The organism is Actinopolymorpha rutila (assembly GCF_013407855.1).
In the GTDB taxonomy this organism is placed as follows: domain Bacteria; phylum Actinomycetota; class Actinomycetes; order Propionibacteriales; family Actinopolymorphaceae; genus Actinopolymorpha; species Actinopolymorpha rutila.
Genome location: NZ_JACBZH010000001.1, coordinates 5,328,128 through 5,349,951, shown reverse-complemented (window position 1 = coordinate 5,349,951; position 21,824 = coordinate 5,328,128). Strand labels below are relative to the sequence as shown.

Below are 21,824 nucleotides of genomic sequence, written 5' to 3'. Positions count from 1 at the left end.
GACCTATCCCGTGCGAGGACTCATGCCTGCCGATCGGCCCGAAGACGTCCTGCCGGGCACCGCGGACGTGCCGAGTCGTCGTACCCCCGCGGTGATCAGGCTCCTGATGCTGGCGACCTTCGTCGTGATCCTCAACGAGACCATCATGCTCAACGCGATCCCGCGGTTGACGGCTGACCTGCACGTCACCGAGCAGGCCGCACAGTGGGTCTCCACCGGGTTCATGCTGACCACCGCCGCTGTCATCCCGGTCACCGGCTGGTTCCTCCAGCGAGTCTCCACCCGCAGCGCCTACGCCACGGCGATGGGCATCTTCCTCGCCGGCACGGCGCTGTCGGCTGCCGCCCCGGTCTTCGAGGTACTTCTGCTCGGCCGCATCATCCAGGCGCTCGGCACAGCCGTGATGCTGCCGTTGCTGATGACCACCCTGATGACCGTGGTGCCCGAGAGCGACCGGGGCCGGGTGATGGGCAACGTGACCATGGCGATCTCGGTTGCTCCCGCGATGGGGCCGACGGTTTCCGGTCTCGTCCTGCAGCACGGATCGTGGCGGATGCTCTTCCTGCTTGTCATGCCGATCGCCGGCGCGGTCACCTGGTTCGGGCTGCGTCGCCTCGAGAACGTCGGCGAGCCGCACGACAGCACCATCGACTGGCCCAGCGTGGTCATGGCCGCCGTTGGCTTCGGTGGACTGGTCTACGGTCTCACCGAGTTCGCCGAGGGCGGAGCCGGCCAGTCGGCCGTCATCGTCGGCGGCGGGCTGGTGGCTATCGGAGCTTTCGTGATGCGCCAGCGTCGGCTCAAGCGCGCAGGCTCCTCGCCCCTGATGGATCTGGGCACCCTACGGCACTCGACCTATGCCAAGGGCGTTGGCCTGATGTCGGTGGGGTTCGTGGCGATGATGGGCTCGATGATCCTGCTACCCCTGTTCCTGCAGAACATCCGCGGCCTGAGCCCGCTGCAGACCGGCCTGCTGGTGATGCCCGGGGGGCTCGCCATGGGCGTGCTCGGCCCGACCGTCGGGCGGGTTTTCGACCGGCGCGGTGGCCGAGTGCTGATCATCCCGGGCTCCGTCGGGATCGTGGCTTCGTTGGCCGGCTTCACCCAGGTCTCCATGACGATGCCGTACTGGCAGGTGCTCGGGCTCTACATGGTGTTGATGCTGTCGCTGGCCACGGTCTTCACCCCGGTCTTCACGCTCGCGCTTGGCGCCCTGCCGCAGCACCTCTACTCCCACGGGAGCTCGATGCTGGGGACCTTGCAGCAGGTGGCCGCCGCGTTCGGCACCGCGCTGGCGGTGACCGTGATGACCGTACGGGCCGACCAGCTGATGACTGGTGGAGCCCCCGCCGGCCCCGCCCAACTCGACGGCATGAGACTCGCCTTCCTGGTCAGCGCGGTGCTCTCGATCATCGTGGTCGCGGTCGCCCTGCGGATGCCGCGGCGGGCCGATGACAGCCAGGAGCCGACGCCGGACGACCCGCAGCGGTGCCCGCCCACCGACGAGCTGGACGAGCTCGAGACCGTCCGCTGAACTGCTGGACGGGCTCACGAGCGGTAGTCGACGCCGAGGTGCCTTTGGAGGTGCGCGATCGTGGCGTCCTCGAGTTCCTGGGGCCAGGCGGCGCCGGTGCGATCGGCCAGCGCCCTGCCGCGCCGGATGAACTCCCGTGACAGCACCCGAATCGTCGCGGTGATGCCGTCGACGGACACGTCCGCGGCTGGGATCGATTCCAGGAACAACCGCTGCTCGCCGCTCAGGTACGGGTTCAGCCGCTTGTTGCCACCGCGCCGGCGAACTCCGCGTTCGGCGAGCATGACCTGGACCAGCCCGTCCCGGATCGCGTTGATCCCGCTGTGCGCGACGGTCAGCTCCTTGCGTCCGAACGTCACCACGAGGTTGCCGAGGAAGTACAGGCACACCTTGACCGCGGCCTCGGGAAAGAACGGCTCACCCGTGGGCGGTTCCGGCGCTACGTGTTCGGCGGGAAGGAGGTTGCCGGTCGAGTCGTACAACGGCATGACCCCCGCGGTGAGAAGCGGGTCGGCCAGGCCGCGCGGATGCATGATGAGGTCGAGGTGCTGCCAGTCCTTCGTCACCGCGTACCCGCCGATCAGGCCCGGGAGGCCGGTGGCGAGCACCAGTGGCCCGGCGATCGCGGCGGCCGTCTCCGGCCAGTTGTCCCGGAACCACTCGGCACTGTCATCGCTGACCAGACAGTGCACGTCGACGTCGCTGTAGGCGTCTGCCTCCCCGGTCGCGAAGCTGCCGGCGAGCCACGCGGCGAGGATCCGGTCGTCGTCGGTGGCGACGGCCCGCACGCGTTCGATCAGGTTCCACTGCGGCTCGGTGCTCAGGTCACGCAACACTCCACCCCACCTTCCGGGCCGCGAGGAGCCCGCGGCGGCGATCGGACGTGCTGGTGATCGAGGATAGGCGGCATGAACGCGGTGGCGGTCTCGGCCTGACGTCGGGATGCTCGAACGACACGACCAGGAAGACCTCCACGTGAGACGCCGGGACGGATTCGTGGAGCGCATCCGGTCCGGCGTCCACCTCCCTCCGCTCATCGTGCTCGGGCGAGAGCTGAAGCTGGTGGACGGCTACGCGAGATACCGCGCTCTGCGGCTACTCGGGATCGGCTCGGCCCAGGTGCTCAGGCAGGACCCACGATCTGGTGCGTGAGGAATGAGGGATATGCCGGATCGGGGCGAAACGGCGGGTGGCCGCCGGGTGAGAGTCTGGACGCAGGGGGTGGTTTCGATGCCGAAGTTTCTCGTGCAGGCGAGCTACACGACCAAGGGTTCGGAGGGCTTGGTCAAAGAAGGCGGAACCGGACGGCGGGACGCCGTCGAGCAGGTGACGAAGCGGTTGGGCGGCACGGTCGAGTCCACGTACTTCGCGTTCGGCGACGTCGACTTCTACAGCATCCTGGACTTCCCGGACAACGTTTCGATGGCGGCGGTAGCGCTCGCGGTCAAGGCGAGTGGGGCGATCCAGACGAAGGCGACCGTTCTGCTGACTCCGGAGGAGATCGACACCGCCGCGAAGAAGTCGGTGGAGTTCCGTCCGCCCGGCACCTGACGTCGGCACCCATCGAAGATCCGCACACCGGGTCGTCACCTTTCCTGGGTGTGCTTTCTCAGCGCTTCCTTCCCTCCGCTTCACCCTTGCCGGCAGTTCTCCTGTGCCGACAGTTCGCCTGTGCCGGTAGCTCTCCCGTGCCGACAGTGAGTTGGCGAAAGCTATGCCAAGTCGATCTTGTCGGCGGTGATCACCGAGCCTAACGTCACGGTTGGGCGCCCACCTTCCATGACCTGCTCGGTCCTTCTTCCGTATCCGTCTTCGGCGCGGGCCGACGCGTGTGCGGGCACGGTGATCACACTCCTGGGAGCTGCCATGTCTGTGGATCTTGCTGCGATCGTGTCCACGCTGGAGGCTGTCGGGGCCGCGTGGCAGGCAGGTGAGACCAGCCAGACAGGTCTGAGCGAACACGACCAGAGAGTTCGGCTGGGATACGTACCCGGGCCGGGACAACCGTCGGTCCAGCAGCGCGAACGCATCTCGCAGGCCCGCCTCGGCAGCCACATCCGGGCCCTCGCGGCGCGCGCAGTACCGGGCGCCGTCGACTGGCGTAACCACGACGGCGGCAACTACGTCACGCCGATCAAGGACCAGGGAAGCTGTGGCTCGTGTGTCGCGTTCGGTGTCGGTGCGGCGGTCGACGCGAACATGCGCATCACCCGGGGGCTTCCGCTGTCGCACCCCGAGGCCGGCCTTCTACAGGACGTCTCGGAGGCGCAACTCTTCTTCTACAACGGCCGATCCTGCACCGTCGGCTGGGACGTCACGTCTGCCATGTCGTACTGCACGTACTTCGGCCTGGTGCCCGAGAGCTCCTACCCGTACACCGCCAACGACCAGAGCGGATACCTCCCGAACGACTACGGGCAGGTCGTCACCCGCATCAAGCAGGTCCGTACGCTGACCGACCACGCCGACATGAAGTCGTGGCTGGAACAGCACGGCCCGCTGGCCACCGCGTTCACGGTCTACGAGGACTTCCAGTCCTACCGCGGCGGCATCTACACCCATGAGTACGGCGACTACCAGGGTGGCCACTGCGTCTGTGTCATCGGGTACGACGACAGCCGCGGAGCCTGGCTGTGCAAGAACCAGTGGGGCACCGGGTGGGGCGAGTCCGGGTACTTCTGGATCCAGTACGGCCAGTGTGGGATCGATGCCATGATGTGGGCGGTGGAGGGTTTCGACCTTCTCTACTCCGCGAAGCCATCCGCCGCCACGACGCTCACCGGGTTCGCCGTCCACGGCAGTGCCTCACGGATCTACTACCTCGGTGAGGAGCAACACGTCCACGAACTCGGTTGGAACACAGGCTGGTACCAGTCCGACGTGACGACCCGGGCTGCTGGTGCACCCCGGGTGGGACGTACGCCGATGACCGGATTCGCCGTCGGTGGGAACGACTCCCGGGTCTACTACCTCACCGACGACGGCAGCGTCCACGAGCTGTGGTGGTCCGGCGACGGCTACTGGGGCAACGGCTGGCACGCGACCAACCTCACCGAGGCCACCGGAGCCGACCGAGCTCGTCCCGGCAGCGGGATGTGCAGCTTCGGCATCGGTGGTACGGCGTCCCGCGTCTACTACATCAGTGTGGACGGCCACGTACACGAACTGTCGTGGAGCAACGGCTGGTACCACGGAGACCTCTCGGCTCTCGTGGGTGCACCGCCCGCGGTGACGGCGAGCGGCCTCACCGGCTTCGCCGTCAACGGGACCTCGCCGTGCGTCTACTACATCGGTGAGGAAGGCCACGTTCACGAACTCTCCTGGAGCGGACAGACCTGGCGGCACCTCGACGTCTCGGCCCTCACCGATGCGCCGTTCGCCACCGCGGCCAGCGGCATCGCCTCGGTCGCGTACAACGGCGACTCACCGCGGGTCTACTACATCAGCCCCGACGGGCACGTGCGGGAACTCTCGTGGAGCAACGGCTGGTACGCGGGTGACGTGACCGCCGTGACCGGTGCCTGGCCGGCCGCTGTCGGCACCGCCGTGACGGCTTTCGGCCACGCAGGCAGCAACATCTGGATCTACTATCTCGCCGAGGGAGGGAACGTGAACGAACTCGGCTGGCAGGGAAACTGGTTCCACAACGACCTCACGGCCATCACCCAGAGCCCGCCGGCCGCACCGGTCAGCTCCCTGCAGGCATTCGGCCGCGACGGCACCAACCCCCGCGTCTACTACCAGACCTGGGACGGCCACCTGCACGAACTCTTCTGGGAAAGCCACTGGGGCCAGGCGGACCTGACCGGCATGCCGACGGGGTGAGCGGCGGCTAGCACGCGGTCATCGCTCTGCGGGGGCGACCAGGGCGTCGGGGAGGCCTGCTCGCCGAAGTGACTTGGCGACGAACCCGTCGGCCTTCAGCTCCTCCACCAGGTTCCGAAGGAACCGGACGGTCTCCGGCGCCCGGCCCCTGGTCGTCCCCACCGCCTGCCGGATCTGCATGAAGCGCTCGTCGATCAGCCGCACCTCCGGGTGTGCGGCGACGAACTCCGTCATCGGCTGCCGGATGCCCGCACCGGCGTCCAGGTCCTGGTCGCGGAACACCTCGACGCCCTCGTCGCCTCGTACGACCTCCGCGTACCGGAGGGTGCGGGAGAGGTAGAGATCGTAGGCGGAGCCGCGCTTCACGCCGATGCGTACGCCGGGGTGGTCGACGTCCGCGACGGTTGACAGTGGTGAGTCCTGGCGTACGACGAACACGCCCTCGATCACGACGTACGGCCCGGTGAACGCGACCTCGGCCTCCCGTGCGGGCTCGATGGCCAGGAAGCAGAGGTCGGCCTCACCTGTCGCCATCGCCTCGTAGGACTTGCGTGCGGCGTCGAAGCAGAGCAGTCGTACCGGCAGGTCCAGACGAGCCGCGACCTCGCGCGCGATGTCGACCGTGACACCACTGGGGTCGCTCGGAGTTCCCTGGGCGAGAACGGGGTTGCCGAGGTTGATCGATGCCCGAAGGACGCCCGTCGGGGCGAGATCCTCGGCGATCGCTGCAGTACCGGCGGTCATGCGGGGGAGCGTACCGAACGGTCCTGCGTGCCGTGGTCAGCGGCGCGTGGGTGGGAGCGCGCGGGCGGCAGCGCGTCGCCGTGGCACGTTCGGGTGCGTAGCATTCTGCGATGCCCACCGATCGCCGCCCGTTTCCCTTGCTGGACCTGGTGCCGCCGGTCCTGCGTGAGGTGATCCTCGACTTTCACTGGGAACGCGAACGCCTGTGGCAGTTGGAGCTGGAGTCCGTCCAGGTGTCGATAGCCGAGGTCGAGTGGCACCTGCGGTTGCCGTTGTGGGCATACGACAGGCGGCCGTTCGCTGTCAGTCCGCTGGAGGTCGCGGCGGACCCGTGGCGGTTTCACGAGCAGTACGCCCGGACGACGGCGGCGGATCCACGTTGGCCGCTGCACTTCCTCGACAGGCCAGGTGGCCTCACCGTTCTGGACGGTACGCACCGGCTTCTGACGGCGTCGCTGGCAGGTCATGACCACGTGACGGTGAAGAAGGTGCCGATGGACCTGCTGGACGAGATCGCCGTACGCTGACGAACTCATGGCACACGTGGATGCGGAAGCCGGCAAGCCGAGGCCAGAGGACCTGCCTGGTTACACGACGGATGTGACCTCGAACAGCAGCGGTCGGATCGCCTTTCTGAACAGCGACTGTGATCCGGAGTTTCCCTGGTGGTTCCGCCTCGTGGTGGAACACTCGGCGGCTTGGGCCGTTCCGCCTCCGCCTGAACTCCGGCTGGCAGGCCCGCTGGCATGGTCCCCGGACGGGAGTGCCCTGTCGGTCGGGGCGTTCCGTGGCACGATCAGGCTTCCTACGTCGACGTGCGGCTCGGACCCGTCGGCAGATACGTGGAAGCTGTCCGGGTCGGGCTGGACGGCGTGCGGACCCGGGTGCGCGTCGACCGCGGTAGCGGAGTGCTCCATCAGACGGGTCGTCGGAGAGTGAGCGTGCTCCCGATGATCACATGAGCTGTCGGCTGGTGCGCTGGGAGGTGCCGGCCGGAAGCCTGGAAGGTCTGCTCGTGGTGCCGACCGGAGGGGACAGGAGGACGTGGCCACTGGTGGTGGACCTGCACGGCGGGCCGATCGGCGCGTTCCAGGCCGGCGACGTCGGCAACCTTGCCGGTTGGTGTGCCCGCGGATTCGCGGTGTTTCGGCCCGAGTTTCGCGCGAGCGGAATTCTGGGCCCGGACCCGATGTGGCAGGCATTCCGCGGTGTCGGGCTACCCGACCGCGACCTGGAGGCGGAGGAGGTGCTCGCCGGGGTCGCCGTCGTCGCCGGCACCGGTCTGGTCGACACGGACCGAATGTTTGCCATCGGCCACAGCTACGGTGCGTACCTCCTCAACCGAATCGTGACGGCCGACCATCCCTTCCGGGCGGCGGTGTGCTGGGAGGGAGTCGCGGACCTACGGCTTCTGGATCCGGCCAGCCTGCGAACACAGTCCAGATGGCGGGGCGGGTCGCCTGCCGATCGGCCCGAGGCGTGGGCCGCGGCCTCTCCGGTCGAGCGAGCGGCTCAGGCCAAGGTGCCGATGCTGCTGGTCTACGGCGAGCACGGTCTCGCCGTCCCCCATGGTGAGAACTGGCTGGAGGTACTTCGCCGCCACGGAGTGCGCAACGAGTACGTCGTCTATGCCGACGAAGGGCACGTCCTGACCAATCCACGCAACCTGGCGGACCTGCTCGACCGTGCGCAGGCCTGGTTTCAGTTGACCCCATGACACATCGCGTTTTTCCTTCGTACACAGAGATATCGCGCCGTCGGACGAGGGGTTGTTGTCGGTGGTGGCCGATAGCATTCGATCATGTCTTCGAGCGAGTGGGGTTGTCCGACTGGTGGTGGTGCCGCTGGTCGGGTTCAGGCTGCGCTCGACCTGTTGGATCCGGCTCTCGACTCGGCGTGGGTGACGCCGAAGGGCTTCCTGGGCGCGGAGGAGGTCGGGTCGCTGATCGCGCAGGTGCGGGCGAAGAAGGCTCGCATCGAGGCGTTGGAGTTGGCGTTGGTGCGTCAGGCCGAGGCCTGTGACATCGGAAATTTGACCGGGGCGCCGAACGCGACGGTGTATCTGCGGACGGCGCAGCGGATGAGTCAGCACGAGTCCTCCGCCGCGGTCGGTCTCGCCCGCGACCTCGACAAGGAGGTGCGGTTGACCGGGGAGGCATTGGCGGCGGGTGTGGTGTCGGTGCGGCAGGCGCAGGTCATCGCCGACGCGATCAAGAAACTCCCCGAGTACGTGGGTGTCGACGAACGCCACCGGGCCGAGGAGTTCCTGATCGCCAAAGCCCGGTTCGCCAACCCCGACGAGCTACGGGTGCTGGGCGAGAAACTGCTGGAGCGGATCGCGCCGGAAGAATACGACCGGCGGATGCGGGAGGAGTTGGAGAGGAAGGACCGCAAGGCCGAGCAGAAACGGTCTCTTCGGTACGTGCCCAACGGGATCCCCCAGTCCGAATCAGTGCACATCACGCTGCCGGCGTGGGAGATGGAGCTGCTCCGCAAGATCATCGAGCCCCTTGCGGAGCCGGTGAAGGGCGCAGAGCCGGACCGGCGGCCCATCGACCAGCGGCGCGGTGACGCGTTCGCCGAAGCCCTCGGGCTGCTCGCCGCCGCCGCGACCGCACCCGTCCGCGGTGGCAGACCACCACAGGTCGCGGTCACCATCCCACTGGAGGCGATGCTGAAGGGCACGGGCGCGGGAACGATCGACGACACCGCCACCATCATCCGGCCCAGGCCGTGCACCTGCCCCTGCACAGACCCCAAATACGCCACCACCAAGAACACCAACAGCACCAAGAAGGCTGATGACACCGGCGTTCCGAAGCGGGAGGAGGCAGGAGGGCAGGACGAAGGCCAAGCCGGTAAGGAGAAACAGCGATCACCTGGTACGGGTTCACTCGCGGACGGGATACCCCCACCGCGAGCACCCGGGCACGAAGCACAACCACAACCGAACATCGACCCCGAACCGGAACCCCGTACCGGAACGGATCCGATCCAATCCGATCCGATCACCGGACCGGATCCGGGGGCTGCCATCGATCCCCACGACGGCTGCCCGAAGTGCGGAGGCGGCGGATCGGCTCGCTACCTCGGTACCGACGGCAAACCGATCTCAGCCGCGACCGTGCGCCGGCTTGCCTGCGAGGCCGACCTCATCCCCGTCGTCCTCGGCGGAGACGGGCAAATCCTCGACCTGGGCCGTTCCGACCGGTTCTTCAAAGAACACCAGCGGCGTGCCCTCGCCATCCGCGATGGGAGCCACTGCCACTTCCCCGGCTGCCAGATTCCGGAGCCGCGCTGTATTACGCACCACATGACCGCCTGGGACGATGGCGGGCCGACGGACCTGGCGAACGGGGTGCTGTTGTGCCGCTACCACCACGTCACCGTCCACCACAAAGGCTGGCACGTCCGCATGGGCACCCACGGCCACCCCGAATACGTTCCGCCCGAGTGGTCGGACCCGCAGCGCCGCGTCCTCCGTCCCTGAAGGTGGCATAGGCGACACCGATGTCGGCTCGAAAGCGGCGGTCGTGGGCGACGGCGACATCCCGGAGCCGGCGGAACGCGGCTTCGCCCTCGTCGGTGAGCTCGACCAGGTGAACCCGCCGGTTGGCAGGGTCGCGCCGGCGGGTCAGCAGGCCGTTGAGGTGGTGAGTCAGGGTCGCTCCCTGGATGCCCACCGCGGCCGCGAGCTCGCGTTGGTTGGCAGTCGGCCGGGTCTTCAACGCCAGCAGCACCTGCCAGGTCGCCAACGAGCCCCGGCGGCGGCCAGCGCTGTGTCGAACGCCCGGCTGACGGCGCGGGAGGTGTTGGTCAACTGCAGACCGATCGGTGGCCCGGGAAGCCCGGATGGCTTGGGAGACACGCCTCGACCCCTCGCCCTGCGCCAGCTGTGGCAACGCTCCCAGCAGGACGGCCCGCACGCCAGCCGACCTGACCGAGGCGCACGGAGGGATCAGCCTCCGTGCGCGCAGGTCGGGCAGTCGCAGTCGGCGCACGTGCAGTTGGCGCAACTCTCGCCGCCGCAGTTCGTGCAGGAGCAGGTGCCGTGGTTGCAGTTGGGGCAGGTGCAGTCCGTGCACCGGCAGCCGGCGCAGGCGCCTTCGCAGTTGCTGCACTGGCAGGTCGTGCACTCGTCGTAGTGGCCGGCGTGTTCGCGATGTGCGTGGCCGCCGTGGAAGTAGTCGACGTGATCGTTGTGCACCACGGACTCGTGTCCGCAGCCCGGTCCGTGGGTGTGGTGCTCGTGTTCCTCGGCCCGGGCGTGAGTGGTGGCGGTCATCACTTCCTCCTCGGCCGTCGTTGCGGGCACGCGCGTTGTGTCGGTCGAAAGGCGGCAGGTGACAAGGCGCGCTTGCGGTGATGCACATGGGTGGCGCTGAGTGCGGTGTCTGGTCACATCCTTCCAGGACATGCCCATCGCCAACCGCCGGTTGACAGCACGGCACAGGTCGGGAACCCCGAACCCCGTTGACGGCACGGCACAGGTCCGCGACCCTGTGCCGGTGGACAGAATCCGGGAGGAGGCCGTGACCGTCGACGACGGCGCACGGTTGTGGACCATGACGTCCGGGCCGTCGGACGCCGCACCGGTGGTGTTGTGTCACGGCGGACCGGGGTTGTGGGACAACCTCGGTCCGGTCGCCGCCATGCTGGACTCGACGCGTCTCGTACCCCGAATCAGGCGACGGTGCGGCGATAGATCTGCCGTGACCCGCCTTCGGGGCCCGGATCGGTGGCCTCGGCCGGGGCGAAACCGAGAGACTCGTAGAAGACGCGTGCGCCACTGGCAACCGCGCCCGGGTGGTCGGCCCCGAAGGTGACCACCTCGATGCTGCCCGGACCCCGCACGAACCTACGTGTGGCGTCCGACATCAGCGCACGGCCGACGCCACTTCCGCGCGCCTGCTGCGAGACGACGAGCCAGTGGACGTGGTAGGTCGGGGCCTTCCCCCCGAACATCAGGCCGCCGAGGAGATCCGAACCCGAGTCGACCGCGACGAGCGCGGTGGACCGGCGAATGTGCTCCTCCACGGCGCGGTGGAAACCGGGAGCATCGACCATCGGGCCGAATTAGTGCTCGACCTGGGCTGCCAGGGCAAGAAAGCCGAAGAAGTCCTGCTCCCGTGCAAGTCTGACGATCACCCGAGCAGTCTGGCAGACCAGGCGAACGTAGCCTGTTACGGCACTGGTCGACGCGACCTCAACTCCGCCGCGCGACCATCCGGGTGAACCCCAGCAGCTGCCCGGCGTCTGCACGCAGCATCTCCGCCTCTTCCCTCGGCTCGCCGAAGTCGCGGTCGCACACGTCGTTCCAGCGCAGCCAGTCCTCCCAGCCGCCGGACAGCCGGTCGGCGAGGTCGACGGTGACCTGGCCGGTCTTCTCCCAGTGACGGCGCCACCAGTCCGGGCTGTGGAAGGAGCAGAATTCCCATGGCCAGTAGGACGCCAGATGTGGCGGCGGATACGACGGCGGCTCCTCGGCGAGACCGGGGACCACCATGCCTATCGGGCCGCCTGGCTTGACGAACCGCGCGTAGTAGCCGAGATACAGGTCGTCGGTTCCGAAGTAGTGGTAGGCGTCGATGCTGACCAGCACGTCGAAGAAGCCCTCCTCGAATGGAAGTGCGTGTGCCTCGGCATGCACCGGATGCACCTGGCCACGTAGGTCGGCCTCCTCGATGCGGGACCAGTTCTGCGTGGGGTCGATCCACAGATCGGTGGCCCACACCCGCACGCCGAACTCGCGGGCAAGGAAGATCGACGTGAGTGCCTTGCCGCAGCCCATGTCCAGAACTCGCATGCCGGGTTCGAGCGGCATGACCTCCGTCAGTGCCTCGGCCAGCCAGACGGGGTTCGGACCCATGGCGTTGTCGACCATCCAGCGGGCGGAGTATCGCCCCGACCGGGGGTAGCGATCGTTCGTCAGCAACCGTGTCAGTTCGTCGTCCTCCACGCCGCGGAGTCTGGCGAGGCCGCACCGCGGGAGGCAACCGGTTTTGAAGCACCTCCTGAGGTCCGTCCCGCGGCCGGCGCCGTAGTACGTTCGGTCGATGCGATCGGTACGGCCGGCAGAGGCATCGCGTTCGGCGTTCGTCGGCCGGGCTGCCGAGGTCGAGGCCGTGGTCGCCGCGCTGCGGCGGCCGCCTGCGATGGTGCTGATCGAGGGCGAGGCCGGCATCGGAAAGTCCCGCCTGGTCCGCGAGTGCCTGGCGTCGCCGGCGATGAGCGGCCAGGTGGTGCTGGTCGCTTCGTGCCCGCCGTTGCCGGAGCCGTTCCCGCTGGGACCACTGCTGGACGGCGTACGTCGGCTGGTGCCACCCGATGGCCCGCTCGAGCTGACCCCGTTGGGCGGCGCGCTGCGTCCGGTGTTTCCCGAACTCGCCGACCGCCTTCCACCCGCGGTGGACGTACTCACCGATCTGACCGCCACCAGACACCGGCTGTTCCGTGCGTTCGCCGAACTCCTGGAGTGCCTGCGGGTGGACGTGCTGGTAGTGGAGGACGTCCACTGGGCGGACCAGGCGACGTGGGAGTGGCTGCTGACGACGTACGCCACCGGCCACACCCGCGTCCCCGTCGTTCTCACCTACCGGCCCGCGGACGTGCCGGGCGGTTCGCTGCTGCGGCGGCTGGTCACCCGGCGACCGGCGGGGATGGCCCAGCTACGGATCGACCTGCGGCCCCTCGACGTCGGCGGGACCCGTGACCTCGTGTCGGCGATGTTCGCCACCGAGCAGGTGTCGGAGCAGTTCGCCGCGTTCCTGCACGCGCGTACGGACGGACTGCCGCTCGCCCTGGAGGAGTGCCTGCACCTGCTGCGCGACCGCCGGGACATCGTCGAGCGCGGCGGACAGTGGACCCGTCGGGTGCTCGACGACCTTCAGGTGCCGCCGACCGTGCGCGACTCGGTACTCGAACGCGTGGAACGCCAGGCCCCGGAGACCCGCGCGGTGCTGGAGGCGGCCGCGGTCCTGGCCGCCCCGGCCGACGAGGCGACGCTCACCGACGTGCCGGGCCTGGACGCCGAGGCCGGCCGGCGTGGTCTCGCCGCCGCGTTGACCTCGGGCTTGTTGCGCGAGACCGGTCCGGGACTGTTCGGGTTCCGGCACGTACTCGCCTCGCAGGCCGTGGACGAGGCGGTTCCCGTCTCGCGGCGCCGGCATCTGCACCGGCGGGCGGCCGAGCGGCTCCGGCGCCTCGACCCACCACCGGTGGCGCGGCTCGCCCGGCACTTTCGCGAGGCCGGGGACCACGAAGCCTGGACGGAGTACGCCGAGGCGAGTGCGGATCTCGCGCTGAAGTCCGGTGACGACCGGTTCGCCGTCGTGACGCTGCTGGAACTGCTGGCGGCCGGCGACCATCCGGCCGACCGGCGTACCCGACTGGCCCGCAAGCTCGGGGAGGCGGCGCACCAGGGGACGGCAGCGCTGGGAGACCTCGCCGCACAGGTCGTTGACGCGCTGCGGAACGCGCTGGCAGCGGGCGTCGCGACGCCGGCCGCACGAGGCGAGCTTCGGCTGCTGCTGGGCCGGATGCTCCGCGAGATCAGTGAGGAACCCGAGGCGTACGCGGCGATCGAGGCGGCGGTCGACGACCTCGGGCACCGCCCCGACCTCGCGGTGCGCGCGATGCTCAACCTGGCCATGCCGCTGGTTCCGGACTGGCCGGCCGCCCGCCACCTGGCCTGGCTGGAACGCGCGACCGAATCCCTGCCCGCGTTGGAGTCTCGGGTCGATCGGCTGTCGTTCGCCGTCAACCGCGCGAGCAGCCTGCTCCTGCTGGGCGAGGAGGCGGGATGGCAGGCAGCAGCGGAAGTTCCGCGGGAGGCGGCCAACCCGGCCGACCCGGCGGAACGTCTGGTCGTCGCGCGAGGTCTGCTGAACGCCGCCCAGCTCGCCGTGGTGTGGGGACGCTGCGACGAGGTACGCCCATGGCTGGTGTCGGCCCTGGAACACCTGCAGGCCGCGGACTACCAGCGGCTGCGGGCGACCGTCCGGGTCACCGAGGCCTTCCTCGACTGGCACACCGGTGACTGGGCCGACCTCGACGCCGCGGCACGCGAACTCGCGACCTCGGAGACGTCGGTGACGCTGGACCAGCTGCAGGCACGGCAGCTCCTGGGGCTGGTGGCCCTCGCCGGCGGCGAGCGCGACACCGCGCGGCGGCACCTGACCGAGGTCACAGAGGAGTACGCCCGGCTGGGGGTGGTCGACCCGCTGGCCATGCCGGCCGCGGCGGCGCTGGCCCGGCTGCACATTGCTGACGGCGCGGCGGCCGAGGCGCTGGCGGTGCTCGCGCGCGACGTCTCGACGATCGAACGCAAGGGCGTGTGGTGGTGGGCCACCGACGTCGCACCGGTCGCGGTGACCGCACTGGTCGCGACCGGGCAGGTCGAGCGGGCCGCGGACCTGGTCGGCCGGCTCGCTGCCGGTCTGGGGCATCGGGGCGGCCCGGCGCCGGCGGCCGCGCTGACGGTGTGCCGGGCGATCGCCGCCGAGGCGCGGGGACGGCTGGACGAGGCGGCCGCGCTGTTCGCCGACGCGGCCGCGGCGTGGTGCGCCCTGCCCCGTCCGTACGACGAACTTCTCGCCAGGGAAGGGGAGGGCCGGTGCCTGGTCGCCGCGGGGGAGGAACGCCGAGGTCTCGCGCTGCTGTCGGACGCCGAGCGGGAGCTGCGGTCGCTGGGCGCTCGGTGGGATGCGGACCGGGTGGCTCGGCTGTTACGCCACCACGGAGTCGACGTGGCCCGGACCTGGCGGCGAGGCCCGCGTGGCTACGGTGACCAGCTCTCGCCGCGGGAGCTGGAGGTGGTCGGGCTGGTCGCCCGGGGGCTGACGAACCGGCAGATCGGCGAGACGCTGTTCCTCTCGCCGCGCACGGTCGGCCATCACCTTCGTGCCGCGATGCGCAAGCTGGGCGTGTCCACGCGTACGGCGGCGGCCATCGCCGCGACGGAGGCCGGCCTGGTCTCGGTGGACCGCCCGTCCGGTCGCGCTGCCGGTCGTACGGACGCAGGCGTACGGGACCGGCCGCCGGAACCGGACAACCAATAGGTCATCTGCCCGGTCGCTGGAAGCAGTGGCCAGACCCGATCGTGTTCGGGTGGACGGTGACCAGGGCGGCGACGAGAACGACGAGCAGTACGGGGGCCGGCGCGGCGACCCGGGCTCAGGCGTCCCGTTGAGGCGAGAACAGCCGGACCAGCCGGACCAGCCGGAGCCGACCGGGCGACGTGCCCTGCCGTGGACGGATCCGTCCGAGCCCGATGCTCCTTCGCCGAGCGCCGGCGCCGCCCCTGCCACGTCCTACATCGACGACGAGGCAGCTGACGACGACCGCTTCGAACCCCTGTGACAACGCAGGGAAATGCAAGAAGAACGCAGGAAAGAGGTCATGCCATGGCCGGTCGGGCCCTCGGCCGTCAGGTCGTTCCCCGTGTCCTTCCCCGGATAATCGCGGCGTCGGCGGTCGTCGCACTCGCGGTGGCCGGCTCTCCCGGTCATCCCACGACCGTGGCCACGGCGGCCACGACGAAGACCACCGCAACCGCGACCGTCGCTACCGCCACCTCCGCGAGCACGCCGCTCGAGGCGTCCTCCGGACCCACGACCCTCACCCTGATCACCGGTGACCGCGTCCAGCTCCGCTCGGTCGGGGGCGGGCGGACCTCCGCGACAGTGGATCCGGCGCCGCGGCCCAACGGTGTCGTTCCGCAGTTCGAGGTCAGTACGAGGGACGGGCGGACGTCCGTCATCCCCACCGACATGGGCCCTTTGCTGCGGGCGGACGTGCTCGACCCGGCGCTGTTCGACGTGACGGCGCTGGCGAAGCAGGGTTACGACGACACGGCCAGCAAGACCCTTCCGCTGATCCTCACCTATCCGAAGGACGCGCCGCGCACCTACCGGACGAAGACGATCCCCGGGGGCCGTGACCGTCGCGTGCTGGACAGTGTGAACGGCGTCGCCACCGAGGTCCCCAAGGACGAGGTGGGCAAGCTGGGGAACGCGGTGTTCGAGCTCGCCGAGGCCGCGCAGGAGACGGGCCGGCGTACGTCGTCGCTGACCGCCGCACAGGCCGGACCGCTCGCCGGCGTACGCAAGATCTGGCTGGACGCGCGGGTCAGGGTCGCGTTGGACCGGAGCACGAAGCAGATCGACGCGCCGGCCGCCTGGGACGCCGGCTACACCGGCGCCGGAGTGAAGGTCGCCGTACTCGACACCGGCATCGACACCACCCACCCCGACCTGGCCGGTCGGGTCGGCGCCGCGCACAACTTCACCGACACCGCGGACGCCGGCGACAGGTTCGGGCACGGCACGCACGTCGCGTCGATCGTCGGTGGGTCGGGCGCGGCCTCCGACGGTGCCCGCAAGGGTGTCGCGTACGGCGCGAACCTGCTCAACGGCAAGGTCCTGGGTGACGACGGCAGCGGCGCCATGTCCTGGATCATCGCCGGGATGGAGTGGGCCGCCGGTGACGAGCACGCCGACATCGTGAACATGAGCCTGGGTTCGGACCCCACTGTCTACGGCAGCAACCTCGTGACGGCGGCCGTCGACCGGCTGAGCAGTGATGACGGCACGTTGTTCGTGGTCGCGGCCGGCAACGACGGATGCGACGCGTGCGTGCTCGCGCCCGGCGACGCGCCCAGCGCACTGACGGTGGGTGCGGTGGACCGGGGGGACCAGCTCGCCGACTTCTCCAGCCGCGGTCCCGGCCCGGTCAACCTGGCGCTCAAGCCGGACATCACCGCGCCCGGCGTGGGGATCTGGGCCGCCCGCGCCGAGGACGCCCAGCTCGGCGGCTCCGGCCCGTACCTCCAGCTGTCCGGAACGTCCATGGCGACCCCGCACGTGGCCGGCGCCGCGGCCCTGTTGTCGCAGGCCAGGCCGGACATGACGGGGCCGGAACTCAAGGCCGCGTTGATGTCCACCGCGGTGCCCACCGCGGGGCTGCGGGAGTACCAGCAGGGCGCCGGCCGGGTCGACGTCGGCCGCGTACTGGAGAGCCCGGTGCTCGCCGAGCAGGGATCGCTGGACTTCGGTGTCGTTGCGCTGAAGGCCGGTGGCGGGACCGCCCCGGTCGACCACGACCTGAGCTACCGCAACGTCTCCGACCAGCCGGTGACGCTGAACCTGCACGCCCAGCTTCGAGACCAGACCGGCACCCAGGTCGACTACACGTCGGTGGAACCGTCCCAGCTGACCGTCCAGCCCGGCGCCGTGGGCACCGCGAAGGTCGTCGTCGACCCGGGAACCGCCAAGCCCGGCAACTACACCGGAACCGTGGTGGCCGACGTCCCGGGTGCTCAGTCCCTGCACACGCCGATCGGGTTCGTGGGCCAGCTGCAGCTGTTCGACCTGCGCCTGAAGGGCATCGCCCGCGACGGCCGGCCGGCACTGCCCTGGGTCGGCTCCCTCAACGCCTCGCCCATCGTCAACGTCGACACCGGCGAGACGATGACGAAGCGCTGCAAGGTCGACGACCCGACGACCGAGGTCTGCATGCAGGTGCCGGTCGGTACCTACTCCGTGCTGGCCTTCATCCACACCCGCCCCGCAGGGGTGCCGTCGAACGGCTACGGCGACGGCCTCGACACGTCGCTGGTCGGTGACCCGGAGCTGAAGGTCACCGGCGACACCACGCTGACTCTCGATGCCCGCAAGGCGGTCGAGGTCACGGTGGACACCCCGGCGAACCCGGAGGCCAGGGCCAACCTCGGCGGTGCCGTCGAACTCAGGTGGTACCGCACCGCTCCCGACGGCACGGTCGCCGACGACGCCGTTCTCAACGCACCCGGGTCGCAGCACGAGGAACGCTTCTTCGTGCAGCCGATGGACGACGCGTCGGTCGGGACCTTCGAGGCGACCTCGAGGTGGCGGCTGGAGGCGCCGGACGTCACCCTGTCCGTCCCGGGCGCCAAGAACGTGAAGCTCAACCCGCAGTACTACCCGATGAACTGGTTCAGCGACTTCAGCAGCCAGTTCCCGGTGCTCGATGGCGCGGCCAACCTGCGCGTGGTCGACGCGGGCCAGGGGCGGCCCGACGACCTCGCCGGCCTGGACCTGAAGGGTGCACTGGCGCTCGTACGGCGCAGCGACGACCTGCCGGTGGCCGAGCAGTCGAACGCCGCGGCCGCCGGGGGCGCGCGGATGGTGGCGGTCTACAACGACAGTCCCGGCGCCAACGGCAACCCCGGTGGCTACGCCGACCTCGCCCTCAAGGTGCCGACAGTGCGCCTCACCGGTGCCGAGGGCGGAGCGCTGCTCGATCTGCTCGGTCGGCTCGGCAAGGGGAAGTTGACAGTACGTGCGACCGGGAACATGGCCAGCCCGTACGTCTACGACCTGGTCTACGCCGAGCGGCACGGCATCCCCGCACAACCGCACTACAGTGCGGTTCCGAAGGACCTGGTGCGGATCGACGAGGACATTCACAGCCTGTCGACGGACCAGATCACCTACAGCGAGGGAGCGTTCGCCTTCCGGCCGCAGGACGACATGGCGATCACCTTCCAACGACCGCTGTACGACGCACCGCGCTCGCGCGTCGTCTACCACGCGTCGGATCCCACGACGAGGTGGTCGTACGTGATGTCGACCCCCGAACGGCCGTCCGGCTACCACGAGCCGCACCCGGAGGTCGCGCAACTTCAGCTGGACGCTCCGCTGACGACCTACGCGCCACGTGAACGCACCACGCAGTCGTGGCTCGGAGCGCCGGTCGCCACCGGCCTCAACCCGAGCCTCCCGGTCGTGCGCAACGGGGATCGGCTGGTGCTCGGAAAGCCGTTCCCGATGCTGTCCCAGGGAGTCGGGATGGTGGACGGCGCGAACCACTCATCGGTGGTGGCGTCGACCGAGGGCGACGACGGCTTCGCCACGATGTTCCGGCTCTCGCGGGGTGACGAGACGTTGTGGGAGACCGAACACGTACCCGGTGGGCTCTTCGGCTACGTGCCGCTGCCCACCGGTTCGGAGGACACCTACCGGATGTCGTTCGACGTGGCCAACCGTGCGTCGTGGGCGCAGCTGTCCACCCGTAGCCGTTCGGAGTGGACGTTCCGGTCCGCGGCCACCGACGCGGCTGAACCGCTGCCGCTGCTGACCCTCGGGTACGACGTCGGAGTCGACCTGCGCAACGAGCTGACACCACCGGCGCACGGGTCGAACCAGGTGAAGGTGACCGCCGGCCACCAGGCGGGGGTGGACATTCCCGTCAGCCGGTTGACGTTCGAGGTCTCCTACGACGACGGCGGCCGGTGGCGGCACCTGCGGGCTGTCCGCCACGGCGACGGCCGATACACGGTGGACCTGCCGCCGAACGCGCCGGCGAAGGCTCGGTACGTGTCGTTCCGGGTGCATGCTCAGGACGCGGACGGCAACCAGTTGACGCAGGAGGTCATCCGTGCGGTAGCGCTCCCACACGGCAGGTGAGATCGTTCCCAGGTCGCAGGCGCGTCCGGTCGGTGTCGACCGGGCGCGCCTGCGTCTTCGTCCGGTACCGGCCTGCTCAGGTCGTGTCCGACTCTGCCGGATGATCTTTACAGCCGTTTGACCGGACATCACACTCGTGCGTGGCGCGCTGAGACGTCTCCCGTGTGCCGTCCGTGCGTAGCCTCAAGAGGGCAGGTCGAGTCATGTCCGCAGTACCCACGCGTCGTCGTGTCCGGGCCGTCCTGGTCGGACTCGTCGCCATGGTCATCGGCCTGGCGCCCGCTGCTGCCGCACACGCCCAAGCCGTCAGCAGTGAAGCCGCCGACGGGCCGACCGCTGTGGCCCGTGCACGCGTGGCGGCCGACGTGCTGATGTCTTCCTACGACCCGAACAAGGCGTGGTTCCCTTCCAGTTGGTGGAACTCGGCAGTCGCCCTGCAGACCATCGGCGACTACATGCAGCGGACGGATGACCGGCGCTACCTGCCGCAGTTGGACAACACGTTCCAGAAGGACCAGGGCAAGTTCCCGGCCGGTGAGTTGTCCGGCGACGAACTGTGGGGCAACTTCACCAGTCGCGCCATCGACGACTCCGAGTGGTGGGGCCTGACCTGGATTCAGGCGTACGACGTCACCGGCGACGCCAAGTACCTCCGGATGGCGGCCAAGATCGCCGAGTTCACCAACGGGTACTGGGACAACACCTGTGGCGGCGGTGTCTGGTGGAACGCGGAGAGGACGTACAAGAACGCGGTGACCAACGGCCTGTACATCCGGCTGACCGCCGAACTGCACAACCGGATGCCCGGCGACAAGCGGTGGCTGGCCCGGTCGCAGGCCGCGTGGGACTGGTTCGCCGGCAGCGGCATGATCAATTCGTCGGGTCTGGTCGAGGACGGCGTGAACGACGACTGCCAGAGCAACGGGCAGACCGTGTGGAGCTACAACCAGGGACTGGCCGTCGGTGGGGCACTCGAACTGTGGCGGGCGACCGGCGACCCGAAGTTGCTGAGTACGGCGCGGCGGCTCGCCGACGCGGCGATCGACGGAGGGCTGACCACCGACGGCGTGCTGACCGAGGCCTGCGACACCCTCGATCGGACCTGTGACGACAACGCCAAGCAGTTCAAGGGAATCTTCCTGCGCTACCTCATGGACCTGGCCGACACCACCCATGCCGACAAGTACAAGACGTTCGTGACCAGGCAGGCCGAGACCATCTGGGCGCAGGACCACGACGCCGCCGATCGACTCGGCACGCGCTGGGCCGGTGGCACCAGCACCGATCACCCCAACGTGTTCGACTGGCGTACGCAGGCCAGCGCACTGAGCGCCCTGATCGCCGCCGTACCTGTGCCGGCGCCGAAGCGGTCGCTGACTGCGAACACCTCACCGGCTCAGCCCGTCGTGATGCCGGCCGACGACGGCTCCACGAAGCTCACGGTCAACGTCGGGGTGTCGGTCACCGGGCCGGCCTCTCAGCCGGTGACCGCCAAGGTGACGGTCAGGGCGCCGGATGGCTGGACCGTCTCGCCCACCACCGGGACGGTCGTCCTGAGGCCGCGCGGCAGTGCGCACCCGGCCAGTGGCACCTTCCCGGTACAGGTCACGGTCCCGGCGACCGCCGAGGACGGCCACCACGACGTGTCCGCGACGGTCACCGCCGACTCGGGGCTGTCCTTCAGTACACGGTCAGAGGTGACGGTCGCGCACAAGATCGACTTCGACACCGGCACTGCCGCCGAGATGCCGTGGCTGTGGGATGCAGACGGCTCGCAGAGCAACGGCGTCCAGAACCGCTTCGCCGACGGCAACCACTACTTCGTCTACAGGTTCCCCTTCTCGGCCGACACCGCGACGGCCCGGGCCACGCTCACCATCGACAACGAGTACGTCGTCGAGGCCAGCTCCGATGGTGAGCACTGGACAACCGTCTCGAAGGAGGCCCGGCGCGTCACCGACGGCTCCAACAAGGCCGACCAGGTGATCGACCTGACCGCGTACCTCGGTCCGGACAAGGCGACCTACCTACGGGTGTCGGACTCCTTCCCCGAGGACGGCTGGGGCGGCCGCGTCTACCACGTCACCGCCGCCACGACGAAGTAGGCGCATCGAGTGCCGTTGCTGTTCGCCGCCGAACGCTCGGTCGTGTCGTTCCGGGTGCATGCACAGGACGCGGACGGCAACCAGTCGACGCAGGAGGTCATCCGTGCGGTAGCGCTCCCACACGGCAGGTGAGATCGTTCCCAGGTCGAAGGCGCGCCCGGTCGGTGTCGA

17 protein-coding genes are annotated in these 21,824 nt (G+C 69.4%); 12 read left to right on the top strand and 5 right to left on the bottom strand.

The annotated features are described in order from the left end of the window. Positions 1-22: 22 nt before the first annotated feature. Positions 23-1,534 carry an MDR family MFS transporter gene (locus F4554_RS23935; RefSeq protein ID WP_202890159.1) on the top strand — a complete coding sequence of 504 codons (1,512 nt, stop codon included), beginning with the start codon at positions 23-25 and terminating at the stop codon, positions 1,532-1,534. Positions 1,535-1,548: 14 nt separating this feature from the next. On the opposite strand, the gene F4554_RS23930 is transcribed toward F4554_RS23935, so the two are convergent. After that, complete coding sequence (locus F4554_RS23930) at positions 1,549-2,370, bottom strand: nucleotidyltransferase domain-containing protein (protein WP_179789645.1); 822 nt, start codon at positions 2,368-2,370, stop codon at positions 1,549-1,551. A gap of 139 nt (positions 2,371-2,509) precedes the next feature. Between F4554_RS23930 and F4554_RS23925 the strand changes: the two genes are divergently transcribed. The 3 genes from F4554_RS23925 (at position 2,510) to F4554_RS23915 (ending at position 5,359) form a co-directional block, all read left to right on the top strand. Further along, a complete protein-coding gene (locus F4554_RS23925; protein WP_179789644.1) occupies positions 2,510-2,686 on the top strand; it encodes a ParB N-terminal domain-containing protein in 177 nt (58 codons plus the stop codon). 78 nt (positions 2,687-2,764) lie between these two features. After that, a complete protein-coding gene (locus F4554_RS23920; RefSeq protein WP_179789643.1) occupies positions 2,765-3,085 on the top strand; it encodes a GYD domain-containing protein in 321 nt (106 codons plus the stop codon). Positions 3,086-3,400: 315 nt separating this feature from the next. Continuing rightward, positions 3,401-5,359 (top strand): C1 family peptidase, encoded by a 1,959-nt coding sequence (locus F4554_RS23915; protein WP_179789642.1) that lies wholly within the window; start codon positions 3,401-3,403, stop codon positions 5,357-5,359. Between the two features lie 18 nt (positions 5,360-5,377). On the opposite strand, the gene F4554_RS23910 is transcribed toward F4554_RS23915, so the two are convergent. Further along, positions 5,378-6,103 carry a transporter substrate-binding domain-containing protein gene (locus tag F4554_RS23910; RefSeq protein WP_179789641.1) on the bottom strand — a complete coding sequence of 242 codons (726 nt, stop codon included), beginning with the start codon at positions 6,101-6,103 and terminating at the stop codon, positions 5,378-5,380. A gap of 110 nt (positions 6,104-6,213) precedes the next feature. Between F4554_RS23910 and F4554_RS23905 the strand changes: the two genes are divergently transcribed. From F4554_RS23905 to F4554_RS23895, 3 genes are all read left to right on the top strand, one after another. Beyond that, positions 6,214-6,630, top strand: coding sequence for a hypothetical protein (locus tag F4554_RS23905; protein WP_179789640.1), 417 nt, complete (start codon positions 6,214-6,216; stop codon positions 6,628-6,630). Positions 6,631-7,061: 431 nt separating this feature from the next. Then, complete coding sequence (locus tag F4554_RS23900; RefSeq protein WP_179789639.1) at positions 7,062-7,820, top strand: alpha/beta hydrolase family protein; 759 nt, start codon at positions 7,062-7,064, stop codon at positions 7,818-7,820. An 84-nt stretch (positions 7,821-7,904) separates the two neighbouring features. Next, positions 7,905-9,593 carry an HNH endonuclease signature motif containing protein gene (locus F4554_RS23895; protein ID WP_179789638.1) on the top strand — a complete coding sequence of 563 codons (1,689 nt, stop codon included), beginning with the start codon at positions 7,905-7,907 and terminating at the stop codon, positions 9,591-9,593. Positions 9,594-10,061: 468 nt separating this feature from the next. Here the strand turns inward: F4554_RS23895 and F4554_RS23890 are convergent, their stop codons facing one another. The 3 genes from F4554_RS23890 to F4554_RS23880 all read right to left on the bottom strand — a co-directional run bounded on the left by F4554_RS23890 (position 10,062) and on the right by F4554_RS23880 (position 12,062). Further along, positions 10,062-10,388, bottom strand: coding sequence for a hypothetical protein (locus F4554_RS23890; protein WP_179789637.1), 327 nt, complete (start codon positions 10,386-10,388; stop codon positions 10,062-10,064). Between the two features lie 398 nt (positions 10,389-10,786). Further along, positions 10,787-11,170, bottom strand: a complete 384-nt coding sequence (locus F4554_RS23885) for a GNAT family N-acetyltransferase (RefSeq protein ID WP_202889440.1) — start codon at positions 11,168-11,170, stop codon at positions 10,787-10,789. 139 nt (positions 11,171-11,309) lie between these two features. After that, the gene (locus tag F4554_RS23880; RefSeq protein ID WP_337796178.1) at positions 11,310-12,062 is read right to left on the bottom strand and encodes an SAM-dependent methyltransferase; all 753 of its coding nucleotides are present in this window, start codon (positions 12,060-12,062) and stop codon (positions 11,310-11,312) included. A 97-nt stretch (positions 12,063-12,159) separates the two neighbouring features. Here F4554_RS23880 and F4554_RS23875 point away from each other — a divergent pair, with 97 nt between their 5' ends. The 5 genes from F4554_RS23875 to F4554_RS33235 all read left to right on the top strand — a co-directional run bounded on the left by F4554_RS23875 (position 12,160) and on the right by F4554_RS33235 (position 21,785). Next, positions 12,160-15,162, top strand: coding sequence for an ATP-binding protein (locus F4554_RS23875; protein WP_179789636.1), 3,003 nt, complete (start codon positions 12,160-12,162; stop codon positions 15,160-15,162). Positions 15,163-15,211: 49 nt separating this feature from the next. Next, positions 15,212-15,463, top strand: coding sequence for a hypothetical protein (locus F4554_RS23870; protein ID WP_179789635.1), 252 nt, complete (start codon positions 15,212-15,214; stop codon positions 15,461-15,463). Between the two features lie 44 nt (positions 15,464-15,507). Next, positions 15,508-19,548 (top strand): S8 family peptidase, encoded by a 4,041-nt coding sequence (locus tag F4554_RS23865; RefSeq protein WP_179789634.1) that lies wholly within the window; start codon positions 15,508-15,510, stop codon positions 19,546-19,548. A 203-nt stretch (positions 19,549-19,751) separates the two neighbouring features. Beyond that, positions 19,752-21,653, top strand: coding sequence for a glycoside hydrolase family 76 protein (locus F4554_RS23860; protein ID WP_179789633.1), 1,902 nt, complete (start codon positions 19,752-19,754; stop codon positions 21,651-21,653). Between the two features lie 9 nt (positions 21,654-21,662). After that, positions 21,663-21,785, top strand: coding sequence for a hypothetical protein (locus F4554_RS33235; protein WP_272955906.1), 123 nt, complete (start codon positions 21,663-21,665; stop codon positions 21,783-21,785). The last annotated feature ends 39 nt before the right edge of the window (positions 21,786-21,824 follow it).

Coding starts and splice junctions, on each gene's coding strand:
- F4554_RS23915 (WP_179789642.1), top strand. CDS start 3,401: ATGTCTGTGGATCTTGCTGCGATCGTGTCCACGCTGGAGGCTGTCGGG.
- F4554_RS23865 (WP_179789634.1), top strand. CDS start 15,508: ATGGCCGGTCGGGCCCTCGGCCGTCAGGTCGTTCCCCGTGTCCTTCCC.
- F4554_RS23890 (WP_179789637.1), bottom strand. CDS start 10,388: ATGACCGCCACCACTCACGCCCGGGCCGAGGAACACGAGCACCACACC.
- F4554_RS23935 (WP_202890159.1), top strand. CDS start 23: ATGCCTGCCGATCGGCCCGAAGACGTCCTGCCGGGCACCGCGGACGTG.
- F4554_RS23885 (WP_202889440.1), bottom strand. CDS start 11,170: ATGGTCGATGCTCCCGGTTTCCACCGCGCCGTGGAGGAGCACATTCGC.
- F4554_RS23875 (WP_179789636.1), top strand. CDS start 12,160: ATGCGATCGGTACGGCCGGCAGAGGCATCGCGTTCGGCGTTCGTCGGC.
- F4554_RS23900 (WP_179789639.1), top strand. CDS start 7,062: ATGAGCTGTCGGCTGGTGCGCTGGGAGGTGCCGGCCGGAAGCCTGGAA.
- F4554_RS23860 (WP_179789633.1), top strand. CDS start 19,752: ATGTCCGCAGTACCCACGCGTCGTCGTGTCCGGGCCGTCCTGGTCGGA.
- F4554_RS23910 (WP_179789641.1), bottom strand. CDS start 6,103: ATGACCGCCGGTACTGCAGCGATCGCCGAGGATCTCGCCCCGACGGGC.
- F4554_RS23895 (WP_179789638.1), top strand. CDS start 7,905: ATGTCTTCGAGCGAGTGGGGTTGTCCGACTGGTGGTGGTGCCGCTGGT.
- F4554_RS23905 (WP_179789640.1), top strand. CDS start 6,214: ATGCCCACCGATCGCCGCCCGTTTCCCTTGCTGGACCTGGTGCCGCCG.
- F4554_RS23920 (WP_179789643.1), top strand. CDS start 2,765: ATGCCGAAGTTTCTCGTGCAGGCGAGCTACACGACCAAGGGTTCGGAG.